Source organism: Nostoc sp. NZL, from assembly GCF_015714705.1.
GTDB lineage: Bacteria > Cyanobacteriota > Cyanobacteriia > Cyanobacteriales > Nostocaceae > Nostoc > Nostoc foliaceum_A.
Genome location: NZ_WBKL01000017.1, coordinates 1 through 16,574, shown reverse-complemented (window position 1 = coordinate 16,574; position 16,574 = coordinate 1). Strand labels below are relative to the sequence as shown.

The 16,574-nt window shown below is 42.0% G+C and carries 11 protein-coding genes; 7 read left to right on the top strand and 4 right to left on the bottom strand.

Annotated features, from left to right (window positions below; translation table 11 throughout):
- Together F8R90_RS02100 and F8R90_RS02095 are read right to left on the bottom strand one after the other, a co-directional pair.
- On the bottom strand, window positions 1–3,982 hold a 3,982-nt coding region (locus tag F8R90_RS02100; RefSeq protein ID WP_196509167.1), incomplete at its 3' end, for a WD40 repeat domain-containing protein.
- Window positions 3,983–4,057: 75 nt separating this feature from the next.
- Complete coding sequence (locus F8R90_RS02095; RefSeq protein ID WP_196509164.1) at window positions 4,058–5,410, bottom strand: AAA family ATPase; 1,353 nt, start codon at window positions 5,408–5,410, stop codon at window positions 4,058–4,060.
- 329 nt (window positions 5,411–5,739) lie between these two features.
- On the opposite strand from F8R90_RS02095, the gene leuC reads away from it, so the two are divergent.
- Both leuC and leuD read left to right on the top strand, forming a co-directional pair.
- On the top strand, window positions 5,740–7,143 hold the full coding sequence (gene leuC, locus F8R90_RS02090) for a 3-isopropylmalate dehydratase large subunit (protein WP_196509161.1): 1,404 nt from the start codon (window positions 5,740–5,742) through the stop codon (window positions 7,141–7,143).
- A gap of 100 nt (window positions 7,144–7,243) precedes the next feature.
- Complete coding sequence (gene leuD / locus F8R90_RS02085) at window positions 7,244–7,852, top strand: 3-isopropylmalate dehydratase small subunit (protein ID WP_196509158.1); 609 nt, start codon at window positions 7,244–7,246, stop codon at window positions 7,850–7,852.
- Window positions 7,853–8,207: 355 nt separating this feature from the next.
- On the opposite strand, the gene F8R90_RS02080 is transcribed toward leuD, so the two are convergent.
- Entirely contained in the window at window positions 8,208–9,422 is a 1,215-nt protein-coding gene (locus F8R90_RS02080) for an FAD-dependent oxidoreductase (protein ID WP_196509155.1), read from the bottom strand.
- A 360-nt stretch (window positions 9,423–9,782) separates the two neighbouring features.
- On the opposite strand from F8R90_RS02080, the gene F8R90_RS02075 reads away from it, so the two are divergent.
- The 5 genes from F8R90_RS02075 (at window position 9,783) to F8R90_RS02055 (ending at window position 14,581) form a co-directional block, all read left to right on the top strand.
- Complete coding sequence (locus F8R90_RS02075) at window positions 9,783–10,286, top strand: hypothetical protein (protein WP_196509152.1); 504 nt, start codon at window positions 9,783–9,785, stop codon at window positions 10,284–10,286.
- Between the two features lie 5 nt (window positions 10,287–10,291).
- Window positions 10,292–10,576 (top strand): hypothetical protein, encoded by a 285-nt coding sequence (locus F8R90_RS02070; RefSeq protein ID WP_196509149.1) that lies wholly within the window; start codon window positions 10,292–10,294, stop codon window positions 10,574–10,576.
- 306 nt (window positions 10,577–10,882) lie between these two features.
- The gene (locus tag F8R90_RS02065) at window positions 10,883–11,431 is read left to right on the top strand and encodes a (2Fe-2S)-binding protein (protein ID WP_196509146.1); all 549 of its coding nucleotides are present in this window, start codon (window positions 10,883–10,885) and stop codon (window positions 11,429–11,431) included.
- Window positions 11,418–12,395 (top strand): FAD binding domain-containing protein, encoded by a 978-nt coding sequence (locus F8R90_RS02060; protein ID WP_196509143.1) that lies wholly within the window; start codon window positions 11,418–11,420, stop codon window positions 12,393–12,395. The genes F8R90_RS02065 and F8R90_RS02060 overlap by 14 nt, the downstream gene beginning before the upstream one ends.
- Complete coding sequence (locus tag F8R90_RS02055; RefSeq protein WP_196509140.1) at window positions 12,392–14,581, top strand: xanthine dehydrogenase family protein molybdopterin-binding subunit; 2,190 nt, start codon at window positions 12,392–12,394, stop codon at window positions 14,579–14,581. Before F8R90_RS02060 ends, F8R90_RS02055 begins: the two co-directional genes overlap by 4 nt.
- A gap of 133 nt (window positions 14,582–14,714) precedes the next feature.
- Here F8R90_RS02055 and F8R90_RS02050 read toward each other — a convergent pair.
- Window positions 14,715–16,574 (bottom strand): CHAT domain-containing protein (locus F8R90_RS02050; protein ID WP_196509137.1); only part of this gene is annotated, 1,860 nt, incomplete at its 5' end.

The window sequence follows — 16,574 nt, the reverse complement described above, 5'->3', positions numbered from 1 at the left end:
CACTGCTATGACCAGTCAGCGATTTTAGGGGTTTATCACTGCTGAGATCCCAGATTTTGATGGTCTTGTCAAAACTAGCAGAAGCTAACTGTTTTCCATTGGGGCTAAAGGCGACACTATTCACCCCACTGCTATGACCAGTCAGCGATTTTAGGGGTTTATCACTGCTGAGATCCCAGATTTTGATGGTCTTGTCACTACTAGCGGAAGCTAAATATTGTCCATTGGGGCTAAAGGCGACGCTAATGACCGCACTGCTATGACCAGTAAGGGTTTTTAGGAGTTTACCACTGCTGAGATCCCAGATTTTGATTGTCTTGTCATCGCTAGCAGAAGCTAACTGTTGCCCCTTGGGGCTATAAGCGATGTTTCTGACTGTATCGCTATGACCAGTTAGGGTTTTGAGGAGTTGACCACTGCTGAGATCCCAGATTTTGATCGTCTTGTCAAAACTAGCAGAAGCTAACTGTTTTCCATTGGGATTGTAAGCGACGCTTCTGACTGTATCGTTATGACCAGTCAGGGTTTTGAGGAGTTTACCACTGCTAACATCCCAGATTTTGATCGTCTTGTCATAACTAGCAGAAGCTAACTGCTGTCCATTCGGGCTGTAGACAACGCTATTAACCCTATCACTATGACCTTCTAAGGTATTCACCTCGATCGCACGATTTTCTTTAGGCTCATTTGGCTTTAAATAAACCGCTTGCTGTAAAGTTGCCGCAGTTTGTATTCGGATATCGTTTCTGTTGTGTGCCCAAATTGTATGCTTGAGTTTGTTACTTGCCCTTAAGGCTCTTATTAAAGCATCTGGATGTTGTCCAGAGGCAAAAAAGGCTTCAGAAGAATTATTGATGGCGTTAATTAGCTGAATATTTGCCTCTACTGTCCACTGGAATGTTAGCACTGCCAATCCAGCAAATCCTAAACCTGCGGCAATGGAACTAAAAAGGGCACGTTTGAGAACACGATTAAGTTTTGCTTCACTTTGTTTTCTTTGTTCTCGTTCTTTTTCCAGTTCCGCCATCACCTGCTTTAACTTCGGTTCCTGTTGCTGGCGGATAAAGGCGGCGATGTAGTCATGTACCAGTTGATAACGGTCGGCGGGGTTTTCTGGTAGTAAAACCACTAAGCCGGATTGGACAAAAATCTTTAACACTAAATCTAATTTACTGATATCAACAGTTTTTTCTGCCCTAGTTTTTGATCCCCCCGCCTGCGGCGATCGCCTTAAAAAGGGGGTGGAAAGAATAAAGCCCCCCTTTTTAAGGGGGGTTGGGGGGATCTCCGAGAAATACGGCATCAAATCGCGTTCTAACTCAGCACGAGTCTTGAGTGGGCGAGTTCCTTTTTCATCGGTGAGCAAATAGAGTAATATGTCTGCTGCTTGCTGATTCTCTTCACCGCAATCATTAACAACTTCATCCAAATAACGCTTAACCAATTCTCCCTTAGTACCACGCTGGCGATATTCTGCCAGAGTTGTAATATTCTCCGTTTGCAGTTGCGCCCCCACAACTTGCAACTCAATGGGACGAACTTCACCCAATTCTCCGGCTAAATCTAGTACGAGTTGTTCAACTAAAGCAGGTTCTAAGTGAAAACTAGTATTTTCAGTTAAACGCTGAATAATTGACTTTGTATCAGCAGGTGAGAAATTCCCCAACTTGTAAAGCACATTATTACTGAGAATGTCATTGCCAATAATCTTGAGACTGGACAAATCATTGCACTCCAGCAAGTAATGGATGTAATCTACCCGCAACGATAAGATAACTTTCACCGATAGAACATTCAGACACTCTCCCAGAAACTCAAAGAATTGCTTCCTTTGTGCTGGTTCGGTGTAAACAAAGAAAAATTCCTCAAATTGATCAAAAATTAGCACTGTGCGGAGGTTGTGCTGTTCGTTTTTGCGGAGTTGGGAGAGGAGGGAGTTAGGAGTTAGGAGTGAGGAGTTAGGAATTAGGAGTGAGGAGTGGGGATTTTGAGTATTGGAGGTCGAAGTTTTAAGTTCTGAGGTCGAACGTTGAGGTTCTGAGGCTGAAATTTCGAGTTCAGGGGTCGAAGTTCCGAGTTCCGAGGTCGAAGTTCCGAGTTCAGGGGTCGAAGTTTCGAGTTCAGGGGTCGAAATTCCGAGTTCCGAAGCTGAAAGTTGAGGTTCTAACTCTCTCCACTCCCCATTCCTCATTCCCCATTCCCCACTTTCTCCCAAAAGCTTCCCCAACTCTTCCACCCAGTTGGTGTAAACGCGCATTACCACCGGCAAATAATCTTGAGTGCCGATCGCTTTATTCTTTAAAGCTGGTATTAGTCCCGCATTCACTAGGGAACTTTTGCCGACACCCGATTGCCCATGAATTACTATCAACTTATAATCAGGGCGACCCATGCGTTCAATTAAACGTTCTACATCTAATAGGCGACCAGATGCAGCAATTTCTGGGGCAATGTTTCCTTGAGGAGAGTTTGAGCGCAATGTTTCGACAAATGCCTTTTTTGTAGCTTCTAACCTACCTGCACCAATAAAAGCCCGCAAACCAAATTGCTGTTCAATAGAACGCCGTTGCTGTTTAGTTTTGTATGCTTTGATATATTCTTTCTGCTCAAAATAAAGCTGCTGCAAAAAACTAACAATATCCAAATAAAGTTTTAAATTACAATCTGGAACACTGATAGGTATTGAAGCTTCTAATATAGTAATTGCTTTGTGAGGTTGTCCTAAATGATATAAAGAACGCGCTTTTATAAACATATAGAGACTAAAATCATTTGGAATGAACAATGAATTGGCGAAGTCGAATAAGTCGTTTATCTCTGATAAAGATCCTGGTATATTTTTGGATTTCAAGCTAGAAATTACTGGCAAGAAAATTTCTAAAGCTTTCTCAATTAACTGATTTGCCTCAAGCCAATATTCTTGAGCCAGTGCCGCCTCAGCTAAAAAACCATAATCTTTTGCTAAATCTACTGGCTGATTGTTAGCTTTATGTATTTCTAAAGCTATTTCAGCTAGTTGTTTTAAAGATTGCCACTCTTTTAAGTCCCGCAGTACATAACCAAATTTAAAGATTGAATCAGCGATTAAATCTGGACGTTGAGATTGTACAAGAAACTTGATATATTCTTGGGCATACTTACGATTAGCTTGCCAATCGTAATGATTAATATCTAGATTTCTAAAACATTTAATGTTATAACAAAAGGCAGTATTATAAAAGATTTTATTTTGTCTTTTTATGTCATTAAGCTTTTGCCACATTGACTGAGCTTTTTGATAATTTTCCAGCGCGATATTTATATCGTTAATCTGGCTAACAAAACCTAATAAAGATACTAAATTAGCCTCAACCTCTAAATTAGCAACGTACTTATTACTCAGCAGATATCTTTGCGCGGTTTCTAATTCAGTTTTTAGTTTTAAATATTCATGATAGCTAATTTTTAAGTTATTACTAAACCATTGATTAGCCGTTTGAATGATAAAATCTACTAATTCCTGTGTTGATATGGCAAAATCTCTCGTAGTTGCCCAACTTTCTAAATCTGGTGCAAGCTGTATTAGTTGCTTGTAGATTTCATCGTCAATCCACAACACTAAGGGAAAAGCAAAATTCTTGCGAAACTCTTCCCGCACCTGATTCGCAGAAGTTAACATCACAGATAAATTCTGCACTGATTCCAAACCGACAACCATCACACAGGCTGGTATTTCTTCGCCCAATTCTTCCTGAATGGTAGTATAAAGAGTTCTGTTAGATTGCTGCACTGCCAAGACACGAATTTCAACTTGACAAATTTCTTGCAATCTGGATATTAAGCGATCGCGCAAGCTAGCATAATTACACCGTGCCAAAATTAGCTTAAACTGTCCCACGGAGGATTCGATCGCCCAAGCTAATTGTGTCAGAGAGCGTAGGCGTAGCCCGTCGTAGACATCGCTGTTTACATGGTCATCTTTTGGTGGTTGCGAGTCTGTCATAAGTTTATGTGTTTAGTTCGTAGTAAGCACTTTAGTGCTTTCAAAGACATAGAATAATAAGCACTAAAGTGCTTACTACAAACTTAATTCCCTCGCTTCAGCCAAAACGGGATTAACATCAAACCAAGACTCGCCACCATCCCGATATTCAAAGACAAAGCGACTGCGAATCAGTTTTTGATATCCTTGGTCATCACTCACCTTTTTCTTTTCCTTGACATGACGTAACAATTGCCACTCATCATCAGAAATTGGCAACACGATTTCATTCCGCCGAGAACGAATAACTTGCTCGAAGGTTTCACGGGTTAGCGGAAGACTCATCTCTTCCATAATCCAGGTATTCAGCAGCCTAAGTACGTCCCGCACATGACCACCGCTCATTTTACATAAACGCTCTAGGCTAGCAGCACTATCAAAAATTTCGGTAATTTTATTTAAACGCTCTTCTGGTGTCATGTCAGGAAAAGCTCTAGCTAGTACCATCTGCTGCATGAGTGCCATTCCCTCTGTATGAACACTGCCATCAGACCATTGTACAGGTACCATTGGTAACACCTTTGGGTCTTCCGGGAAACGCTGGGTCAGCATTCCGTAATCATTGGAAAACTTCAAAGACAAAGGCATGGTGTAGATGAGATGACAATTCAGCTTCGTCAAAAACTCACCCTGATCGACAAATAAATATTCCTGCTGCGGACGACCCCAAGGTTTGACACGATTATCTATGCGGTCAAGATTATCGACAATTACCACTAGACCATTTTTACCCTGCTGTTTGAGTTTAGCCACGGCAGGTTCCAATAATTCTTGATTAATCGCTTCCAGCAGTTTAGTTTTTTGCGGTGCTAAATACTGATTGAGTTTTTCTCGCAGGGTTGGGTCATTTTTCATCTTCGCGGTGATTTCCCCAATGCCCACAGACAGAGAAAACTTTTCTTTATCTGCCGATAAACCGACATCACCAAGCACCGGAACCTTAAGTTTCCCCGCCGTCACCTCGGAGTTTAAGACCTTCCAAGCACCTTGCAACAACTCATTAAACTTGTTGGGTGACTCTAGAGTAATTTTATCCAGACTTTGACTCACCCGCCGAGCGATCGCTAGCAGCACATCAGCAATATCAACATCAGTCATTTCCAAGTCGTCACTAGACTCAAAATAGACCACATGGAAACCTAACTTTTCCAGTTCTGCCTGTAACCGTAATAGTTCTGTCGATTTTCCACAACCAATATGCCCAGTAAATAAAGTGCAAGTGGGTTCGTTGGGCTTAAAAAAAGTAATTTTCTGCTTCAGCTTGCCCAGAATATCACCACCTCGTACCGAAGAAAAATCTATGTAATACTTGCCATCAGAGCTATTGTTGACAAACAGAGTTCTGCTAGGATCGCTAGCCTGATAAAATTCCCGTAAATCTATGGGCATAATGCTGGTAGTGCAATTATCTCGTATTGTCTTAGATATCCTTATTCAAAAGGATAAAGTTATTTACATCTTTGCGTCTGAATATTTCGGAGAATTTTTGCTTTTGCAGCCTCAAAGATATTGTGAATTCTCTCCGTACCTCTGCGCGACGGCAGTCGCTACAACGGGGGGAACCCCCGCAACGCGCTGCCTCCCCTCTGCGTTTAAATTTTCCCCCTCAATTCGCCACTATTTTACCCAAAGCTGTAACTAATATGAAGCTATGTAGAAAAACCTAGACTGTTTTTTGATACTATTTAAGACCGGACTCCTTAAATATTGATTGACGTATGAGCAAAGGTACCCTGTTTGACAAAGTTTGGGACTTACACACCGTTGGTACACTTCCCTCAGGGCTGACGCAACTATTTATCGGGCTTCACCTAATTCATGAAGTCACCAGTCCCCAGGCCTTTGCTATGTTACGCGAGAGGGGTCTAAAAGTACTGTTTCCAGAGCGGACTGTTGCTACAGTCGATCATATTGTGCCAACAGAAAACCAGGCGCGTCCTTTTGCCGATAGCTTGGCAGAGGAAATGATTCAGGCGCTGGAAAATAACTGTCAAGAAAATAATATAACTTTTTACAATATTGGCTCTGGTAGTCAGGGTATAGTTCATGTCATCGCTCCAGAACTGGGGCTGACCCAACCAGGAATGACGATCGCTTGTGGAGATAGTCACACTTCTAGTCATGGGGCATTTGGTGCGATCGCATTTGGTATTGGTACTAGCCAAGTCCGGGATGTTCTCGCTTCCCAAACCCTCGCTCTCTCCAAACTGAAAGTCCGCAGAATCGAAGTTAACGGCACTCTCAACCCTGGTGTTTACGCCAAAGATGTCATTCTGCATATCATCCGCACCCTTGGCGTGAAAGGTGGTGTGGGTTATGGCTACGAATTTGCAGGTACGACATTTGAACAAATGAATATGGAAGAGAGGATGACTGTCTGCAATATGGCGATCGAAGGCGGTGCGCGTTGCGGCTATGTTAATCCCGATCAAGTCACCTACGATTACCTCAAAGGCAGAGATTTTGCTCCCAAAGATGCAGATTGGGATAAAGCAGTGGCTTGGTGGGATTCCATCAAGAGCGATGCTGATGCCCAATACGATGATGTAGTAGTATTCGACGCTGCGGAAATTTCTCCTACTGTTACCTGGGGGATTACTCCTGGTCAAGGTATCGGCATCAACCAGTCAGTACCTCAACCAGAAGAACTGCTGGAAGAAGACCGATTTATTGCCGAAGAAGCTTACCGCTACATGGATTTATATCCTGGTCAACCCATCAAGGGCACTAAAATAGATGTCTGCTTTATTGGTAGTTGCACCAACGGCAGAATTAGTGATTTGCGAGAAGCGGCAAAAATCGCCAAAGGTCGCCACGTTGCCGAGGGAATTAAAGCCTTTGTTGTCCCCGGTTCCGAACGGGTGAAGGAAGAAGCAGAAGCTGAAGGATTGGATAAAATCTTTCAGGAAGCTGGATTTGAATGGCGTGAACCGGGATGTTCCATGTGCCTAGCCATGAACCCCGATAAACTGCAAGGAAGACAAATCAGTGCTTCTTCCTCCAACCGCAACTTTAAAGGCAGACAGGGTTCCTCTTCCGGTCGGACATTGTTAATGAGTCCGGCGATGGTCGCCACTGCTGCGATTAAAGGCGAAGTCTCTGATGTGCGTGAGTTGCTGTAACTCCACTTCCTAGCATAGAGAAATCTCTTAAACTTTTCTTTCTTCTTTCTTTGTGTCCTTTGCGTTCTTTGCGGTTCGTTCCCTATATAAAACCAAAATTATGGTGAGTGAAGTTAAAACAGTTTCAGGGCGCGGTGTACCCTTAGTGGGCAATGATATAGATACCGATCGCATCATTCCTGCGCGATATTTGAAAGCCGTTACCTTTGATGGGTTAGGCGAAGGCGCATTTATTGATGACCGGACAGCACTTAAAGGTGAACATCCCTTTGATCAACCCCAATACCAAGGGGCGAATATTTTAATAGTTAACCGTAACTTTGGCTGTGGTTCATCACGGGAACATGCACCCCAAGCGATCGCAAAATGGGGAATCCAAGCTTTAATCGGTGAAAGCTTTGCCGAAATCTTTTTCGGTAACTGTGTGGCAATGGGCATACCTTGTCTGACAGCCGATGCTGTTACTGTTAAACAACTGCAAGAGTTAGTCGCTGCCAATCCCCAAGCCGCCGTGACAGTGAATTTGGAAACCTTGCAAGTGCAAATTGGTGATTACACTGCCCCAGTTGCGATCGGTGAAGGGACAAGAAGCACATTTATTTCAGGCACTTGGGACGCTTGCGGTCAGTTGGTGGCAAATGCTGACCAAGTTCGAGCAACGGCTGCAAAATTACCCTACGTCGGTTGGGGCAATTTAGCTGCAAGTTAGTATTCTTTCATTCTCTGGTTGTCAGCCAGAGAATGAAAGAACACCAAGAATTGCTGCGATCGCTCTGGCTAACCAGATAATTTGGGTTGTGCGTAATCAAAAATATTTTAGCAAAGTTGCTAATTTCTGTTTTCAAAAGTGGAGAATATACGGGTCTTCTTAAAAGATGGAGATTGAATTAACCAATAAGGGATTTTAATCAAAAGACAAAGTTTACTTAAACACGTAAAGCAATTAATATCTTATAATTTTTAATTACTCGATAAGATTAGCACTAACCATAAGTTTTTCAGCTAACTACCCAGATTTTTGTTTTTACTTTAAAAAAGCAGCTTTCTTGATATCAAACTAAAATTTAGCTTATTGCAGACGGCTTAAAATCATACAGCCATTTGTGAAAATCATCATTAAGACTCATTTGCCGCTCCTGCGTCTGCCCACTAGATGCCACGTTGTTAGTGTCGTAGTAGCGCATTTCACCCCAGGCACTACGAGCTTGGATGATTTTTGTGCGTTCAATGCGACGCTGTTCGTAACTAGTTAAAGCTTCTTGGAGATTAGCTGACTGGGAAAAACACTCTCGCAGTTCATATGCATCTTCAAAAGTAGTATTGGCTCCCTGTCCCATCGCAGGTGCCATCGGATGGGCAGCATCACCTAAGAGAGTAACTCTGCCTTGGCTCCAATGGGTTAAGGGTGGGCGATCGCAAATCGGCCCTTCCCAAATTTGCTCGGCTGGTGTTGCTTGTACCACCGCCCGAAAGGATTGATCCCAATCAGCTAATTCATGGAGAATGCGAGACTTGACCTGATCAGCGCTGTGGGAAAGGGAATACTCAGGCGAGAACTTCCGACTAATCCAACTGGTATAGCCACCGCCCACATTGAGGAGGTACATAAACTGTTGATTGCCTTTGATAAAAACTAGTTCATAGTCATTAAATAACTCGTGATGATACTTGATGACGGCACGCCAACACATACTACCAATATAATTAGGCTTACCCTCGCCAAATAAAGTTTCTCTGATGATAGAGTTAACGCCATCAGCCCCAATCAGCAAATCTGCATATACCGATTTTTCGCCATCAAAATGAATTTCCACACCGTTTTCATCTTGCTCAAAGCCAATACAGCGATGATTCAGGTGAATGATCTCAGATGGCAATCTAGATGCTAAGACTTGCTGTAGACGATACCACCAAATAGTCAATAATGGCTGTCCATAATTCTCCAAGTATTTAGTTGCGTTAGTTCGGAGTGTTTCTCCCTGAATATTCTTTAAAACCGTGTGATGAACCTCGCACCCTGAACTTTTAAGGGTTTCGACAATTCCCGGCGCGTTGGCACAGCCCGCCGTAGGCATCGCATCTAGGGAACTCAAGCCATTAGGAGCGAGGCCTAGTCCAGTTCCAGCCGGACGAAATTCTTGGGCTTTTTCGTATACTTGAACATTAATACCTTGGCTTCTCAGTGCGATCGCAGCAGCTAAACCGCCTGGGCCAGCACCGACAATGGCAACTTTCTCTACTATGGGTTTGGATAATTTCTGAGTTAGATTTGTGTTCATAGAAGTCAGAATATCTCCACAAATACATGCACTTCCTTTATATCTCAAGGCAGGCTTACATTTGAGCCAGACTCACAATCATTAATTCTGGCTCCTGAATGCTTTTTTAGTCAATCTTCCTGAAGAATCAATTCTGAATTAGTGTTCTCATGAGTCATCAGCTTTGCGGTTGCTAGTGGTAACAAAAACTGCACACTTCACAATTTTCTGCCAAGCCGACAAATACTAATAAACACCTTTAAGTCGATTTTAGCGATAGATTCCCTAAATTTGATTTTTAAATTTCATAAACTTCCTGTAATGAAAATAAGCTTGCTGTATCATTTTCATATTCATAAAAGATTGTGAAGAAGAGTTTGTATGAATTTTAAGTCAGCTTCCGTATATATTGGTTTAAGCCTTCTGAGTTTTTCAGTCAGTTCATTGCCGCGTCTTGTAAATCCACCACAAGTTTTTGCCCAAGAGGTTAACTCTTCATGTCCTCTGCCATCTGAGATTGCCGTTACTTTCTTAGATTCTAAATGTCAGGAAGTAAAACTAGAACAGCCTCAGACTTTTTATCGCTACTATAGTAACAGTGGAAATAAATACGGCAGGTATTTAACAACTGACAAATATAAAACAAATGTAGAAGTAATCAAGAATCTAGCTCTCAATCAAGTATGGGGCAATCAAGCCACTATGATACAAACAATAACTTTACCAGCAGGAATGATAACTTATCAAGGAATTGTTGCCCCTCAAGTACCTACAGAATGCTATCCAGGTGGTGCTCAACAGACATTTATTCAAGATTCAAAAGATCCAAATATTAAATGGTCTGAGGGAGAAAATATGGTCGTGGAACCTTTTAGTTGTCCGTAAAATTCATGAAAACTAAGACAGAAGAATTTATCAAGCTGATTGACCAAGCGTCTGATATTACCGAACAGATGCTTAAAGACAAAAAATCTGAGTCTTCAGCACGTTTAAATAACGTGATCAGTGCCCTGCAATCTATTAAAAGCAAGACACTGAATGGGAAGCTGGAACCATCAGGAGGAACTTCAACTCTTGGTTTAGCTCGTGGAGTAGCAGATTGGATTGAGCCGTTAGATTCACCATTATTAAAAGCTGTAGGTGCAATAGAGGAATATTACCAAAAAAACCTCTAAATTGCCTATCTAGTAACGCAAGGCGTAATTCGTAATTCGTAATTCGTAATTCGTAATTCGTAATTCGTAATTAATTGTTTGAAAGGGTTTCAGACATTTAAAATGGTGATACAGCGCGGACTTAGGGGTTTTCCCGATGAGCGACTGCGAACCCTAAGGGGTGGCTTATTTACGCCGTGCGGGACTAGACTCTTTACTTGAACACGATCATCATAGAAGCAGTGCTGAGTACCGAGTAAGAATTCTCATTTGGAACTCAGCACTGTTTTCCTGAAACTAATGATGTAATTATTATCTGCATAAAACATGGAAGAAAATTCCTTAGCTTCAATAGCTTCAAACTCTCTTACCCAAGAATTGAAAATATTGGGTTCAGAGGAAGTAGAATTCTCATTGAATGTCAATAATGTGTCTTACTTGGTGAAGCTAGAACCTCGGATCACTTTACTTGATGCACTGAGGGAAAAGCTAGGTTTGATGGGTACTAAAAAAGCTTGCGATCGCGGTGAATGTGGCGCTTGTACTGTATTAGTTAATAATCGGCGAATTAACTCTTGTATGACTCTAGCAGTCATGCATATTGGCACTGAAATTACCACAATTGAGGGATTAGCGCAAGATGGTAAACTCCACCCGATGCAAACAGCCTTTATCACCCATGATGCTTTTCAATGTGGTTACTGCACATCGGGTCAAATTGTCTCAGCCGTAGGGATGATATTAGAAGAACCGCCAAAAACTGAGGCAGAAATTAGAGAAAAAATGAGTGGAAACCTTTGCCGTTGTGGAGCATATCCTAATATTATTGCGGCGATTCAAGATGTGCTAGAGGAAATGGAAGATGCAGCCATTTAGTTATGCTAAAGTTACCTCACAAGAGGCTGCGATCGCAACAGTTAATCAAGACCAAACTGCTGCATTTATTGCAGGTGGCACAGATTTACTCGGATTGATGAAGGATGGAGTTCAAACAGCGAATATATTAATTGATATTAATAGTTTGCCTTTAGCAGATATTGAATATCACGCTAATGGAATCCGCATTGGTGCAGTCTCTCGAATGAGTGATGTAGCTTTTCATCCCAAAATTCAGGAACGTTATCCAGTAATTAGCCAAGCATTGTTACAAAGTTCTTCACCGCAACTGCGAAATATGGCAACAGTAGGCGGTAATTTAATGCAACGAGTCCGCTGTGGTTACTTTCGCGATCCGGTTTTTCCTTGTAATAAACGCACTCCCGGTATAGGTTGTTCGGCAATTACAGGCTACAATCGAATGCATTCTATTTTTGGGGGAAGTGAACATTGTATTGCTGTGCATCCCTCAGATTTAGCTGTAGCCTTGACGGCGTTAGATGCGGTGATTTGCATCCAAGGAGTAGAAAAAGAACATCGAATTTCAATTCATGATTTTTATCTTTTACCAGGTGAGACACCAGAAAAAGAAACTCTATTACAGCCTGGAGAATTAATTGTTGCCATTGAAATTCCAGATTCTGCATATAAGTCCTATTATTTAAAAGTCAGAGATCGAGCTAGTTATGAATTTGCTCTAGTTTCCGTAGCTGTTGCTTTAGACATAGAACAAGACATGATTAAATCAGCACGCATCGCTTTTGGGGGAGTAGCACCCAAACCTTGGCGTGCATGGGAAGCTGAAGAATTTCTCCAAAATAAAGCAATCAATGAAGCCACGTTTAAAGATGCAGCCGCAGTAGCTATCAAAGAAGCGAAACCGCAAACACACAATGAATTCAAAATTGAATTAGTCAAACGCGCTTTGGTACGTACGCTTTCAGTTGTGGGAGGAAAATCATGAATAAAATTATCGGTAAACCACTCGATCGCGTTGATGGTAGGCTGAAAGTTACCGGAAAAGCATCTTACACAGCCGATGTGCCAATAGAGAATTTAACTTATGGAGTGATTTTTCAAAGCGCGATCGCCAGCGGTAAAATTATCCAAATAGACACATCCGCCGCCGCAATCACCCCTGGTGTGATAGATATCATTACTTATCAACAAACTCCATCTCTGGTAAAAATACCCTTCTTTGGGCCTCCACAGCCTCAGTCAACCGAAAAAGACCATAATATTTACTACGATGGTCAACATTTGGGGATTGTAATTGCCCAAACTTTAGAACAAGCCGAAACCGCCGCCTCTAAGGTAAAAATTATCTACGAAGAAGCACCGCCTACAGTCACGGTGGCAGACGCAGAAATATTTGAACCCGAATCAATATTTTTTGGCATCATGCCGGGTAAAATCACCAGAGGGAACGTTGAATCGGGTAAAGCTCAAGCAGATGTGCTGGTAGAGCAAGTTTATACCACACCAATGGAACATCATAATCCCCTAGAACCTTCTGCAACGATCGCAGTATGGGAAGGGGATAACTTGACGCTGTATGAAACCACTCAAGGCATTTCTGCAACCCAAAGAGCGATCGCATCTGTGCTGAATATTCCCCAAGAAAATGTCCGCGTCATCTCTAAATATTTAGGCGGGGGATTTGGTTGTAAGGCGCTGCTGCGATCGCATACAATCTTAGCTGCGATCGCAGCTCGTCAAGTAAAACGCCCTGTGAAAGTTGTGCTAACGCGATCGCAAATGTACACTGCTTGCGGCCACAGATCCCAAACCGAACAACACCTAACGCTAGGTGCAACCAAAGAAGGTAAGCTAACCGTCATTAATCACATTGGCTCATCCTTAACATCATTATTTGATGACTTTGTAGAACCTGTGGGTGCAGCAACAACGATGATGTATGCCTGTCCAAATTTGGAAGTAAAATACCGTTTAGCACGCATCAACATCGGCACACCAACCTTTATGCGCGGGCCGGGAGAAGCGACGGGAATGTTTGCCCTAGAATCGGCAATGGATGAACTGGCTTATGCTTTAAATATTGACCCGATTGAACTAAGACTCAGAAATCATGCAGATATAGATCCCCATAAAGAATTACCTTGGTCAAGTAAATCCCTAAAAGAATGTTACCAAAAAGGGGCAGAAATTTTTGGTTGGTCACAACGTAACCCAGTTCCCCGTTCCATGCAAGATGATTATTTCCTGATTGGTTGGGGAATGGCAAGTGCGACATTTCCCACCAACGTTGGAACTGCATCAGTCAAGGTAGAAATTTTTGCCAGTGGAGAAGTGAAAGTACAAACTGGTACTCAAGACATCGGGACTGGTACTTATACAGTGATGACGCAGGTAGCCTCTGAAGTATTAGGTTTACCAGTGCAGTTTGAACTAGGTGATAGCAATCTTCCTAAAGCGCCGATTGCAGGGAACTCAATTACAGTTGCTAGTGTTTCCCCGGCGGTACATAAAGCAGCGATCGCTGCACGGGATAGAATAATTCAAATGGCGATCGGAGATGCAAATTCTCTGCTTTATGGATCTCAAGCAGAAGATATTAGCGTTGAGTCAGGGCAAATATTTTTAAAACAAGATCCATCGAAGCGAGACAGCTACACCGATATTTTGCATCGTCACGGGTTAGAGAGTTTAGAAGTCACAGAGGAATCTTCACCAGACTCAGAAAGCAAAAAGTATTCCAAACACTCTTATGGTGCGATATTTGTCGAAGTTGCAGTTGATGAATTATTGGGAGAAATCAAAGTTAGACGATGCGTAGGCGTTTATAGTGCAGGGCGAATTCTCAACTTCAAGACAGCGCGGAGTCAAGTTGTTGGTGGGATTACATGGGGAATTGGTATGGCGCTGATGGAGAAAACCGTCATGGATACAAATCAGGGCAGAATAGTTGGTGCTAACCTTTCAGATTACCTGATTCCGGTTCATGCAGATATCCCAAATATGGAAGTGCAATTTATTGAAGAACACGATCCCTTTGTGAATGCACTAGGAACCAAAAGCCTGGGGGAACTTCCCATTGTTGGGGTAGCAGCTGCCATATCTAACGCAGTTTATCATGCCACAGGTAAGCGGATTCGTGATTTGCCAATTACACCAGATAAATTGCTGTAAGTGAATCTGTTTGTAGCAAAAATAATTGTAGTTTGGGTTGAACGAAGTGAAACCCAAACAAGTCTTGATGATGTTGGGTTTCGTTCCTCAACCCAACCTACTAGCTAGCTTTAATTACGAATTACGAATTACTTTACCGTGCATCGCCAATCAGCACAAATGGCGACCAATAAAAAGGATGGCGATGGTCTGCAATTAGCTTCAACTTAGCTTTTTGCAAAGCTTCCCCTTTCGTCATACCAAGCTTGAGATTCTGATAAAAATCAACCATCAATTCTTGAGTTGCTTCATCCTCAACCGCCCACAAACTTGCCATCACAGCCTTAGCACCAGCCCGTTCAAATATATAAGCAACTCCTGCAATACCTTCACCATTAACATTAGTGTCTACAGCAGTTTGACAGGCACTAAGAGTAATCAATTGTGTGCCTTGTAAACCTAAAAGAGCAGCATTAGCAATGTTTAAAGCTTCATCAGCAAATAGTAACGTATTATTTTTTAAATTGACTTTTTGACAATCTTCAGTTTGAAAACAGCCGTGAGTTGCTAAGTGCAAAAATGAAAAACGCAATGCTTGGGATTTAAACCTTTCTAAGGTAGCTTCTTTATTGATATAAAATTCACTGTCTGGGAATATTTCCTTAATATTTCTAACTTCTACCTCTGCACCTGGGAGATTTTGTGGGTCACTGGGTACTGGATTACCAAATGCTAAAACAGCTTGTGGTTTGCGGGATACGGAATTTTGTACATCTAGAGATTTTAGGGAATTATTGGAAACGCGAGTGAGATAGTTTACAGGATATTTTTCAATTATAAATTGGTTAGTTTTACTGTCGTAAAGAGTCTCAAAAGGTAAATGGCGCAGTTTACCAGTAGCAATAATACTCAGTTGTTTAGGTGATAAAGCCTTAATTTTGTCTTCTATAGGACGAATAAGAATATCATAAAGTTCGCCGCCAGTTTCAGCGTAGCTAGCATCAGTGTCATTTTGTACCTGTTTCAAGTATTGAGTGATAAGTTTATTAAATTCAGTAGGTTTAATAGATTTTTTAATAACGCTCAACTCGCCTTTTGTGAAGATAAAAAAGGCAATATTGTTGGGCATATCTCTCACATTAGTCAGCAAGACAGGTTGAACTACGACCGTTCCTGCGGGTATGGAGGATGTAAGATTTTTAATATCTATGGGTGTAGTTTCAAATAGTTCTGCCACTTCAGGAAAACGGCGAGAGATATTTTCTGCATCTGAGTAAACTTCTACTTCTAATTGCCGAATTTGTTGGGGTAGGCTTTCGGATTGATCGCTTTGCAGTTGTTGTCGCAGTGCTTCCAATTGCTGATTTTTTTTACTCCACTCATCAAGGCTCTGCTGTGCTTCTGGATTGGCAACTTTGGCATTAATGAGGCGAGTATAATCAGCAAGGTCGGCTGTGGTGAATAGGTTAACCCATTCAAAAGCTTGAGCGTATTTCTTTTCGTTAATGAGAATATCAACTAAAGCAGTAGCATATACATCCTTTTCCTGTAAAAACTTTTGACGATTTTCTCGTTGCAAACCCCGGCGCATTTCTAAGCTGAGTTTGAGAGATTGCTCTAAATTAGTAATGGCTTCAGTTGGTCGATTTGTACTTTGGAAGATTACACTAATATTACCCAAGATGATAGCCTCACCAAAGCGATCGCCCACAGCACGCCATAGGAGAAGAGCTTGGTTGTAAAATTTGAGTGCTTTTTGCTTTTCTCCTAAAGCGGAGTAGACTCGACCGATATTATTGAGTGTAGTAGCTTCACCTGCGCGATCGCCCACAGCACGATATAGGGGCAGAGCTTGGTTGTAAAATTCGAGTGCTTTTTGCTTTTCTCCTAAAGCGGAGTAGACTGCACCGATATTATTGAGTGTAGTAGCTTCACCTGCGCGATCGCCCACAGCACGCCTAAGGAGAAGAGCTTGGTTGTAAAATTCGAGTGCTTTTTGCTTTTCTCCTAAAGC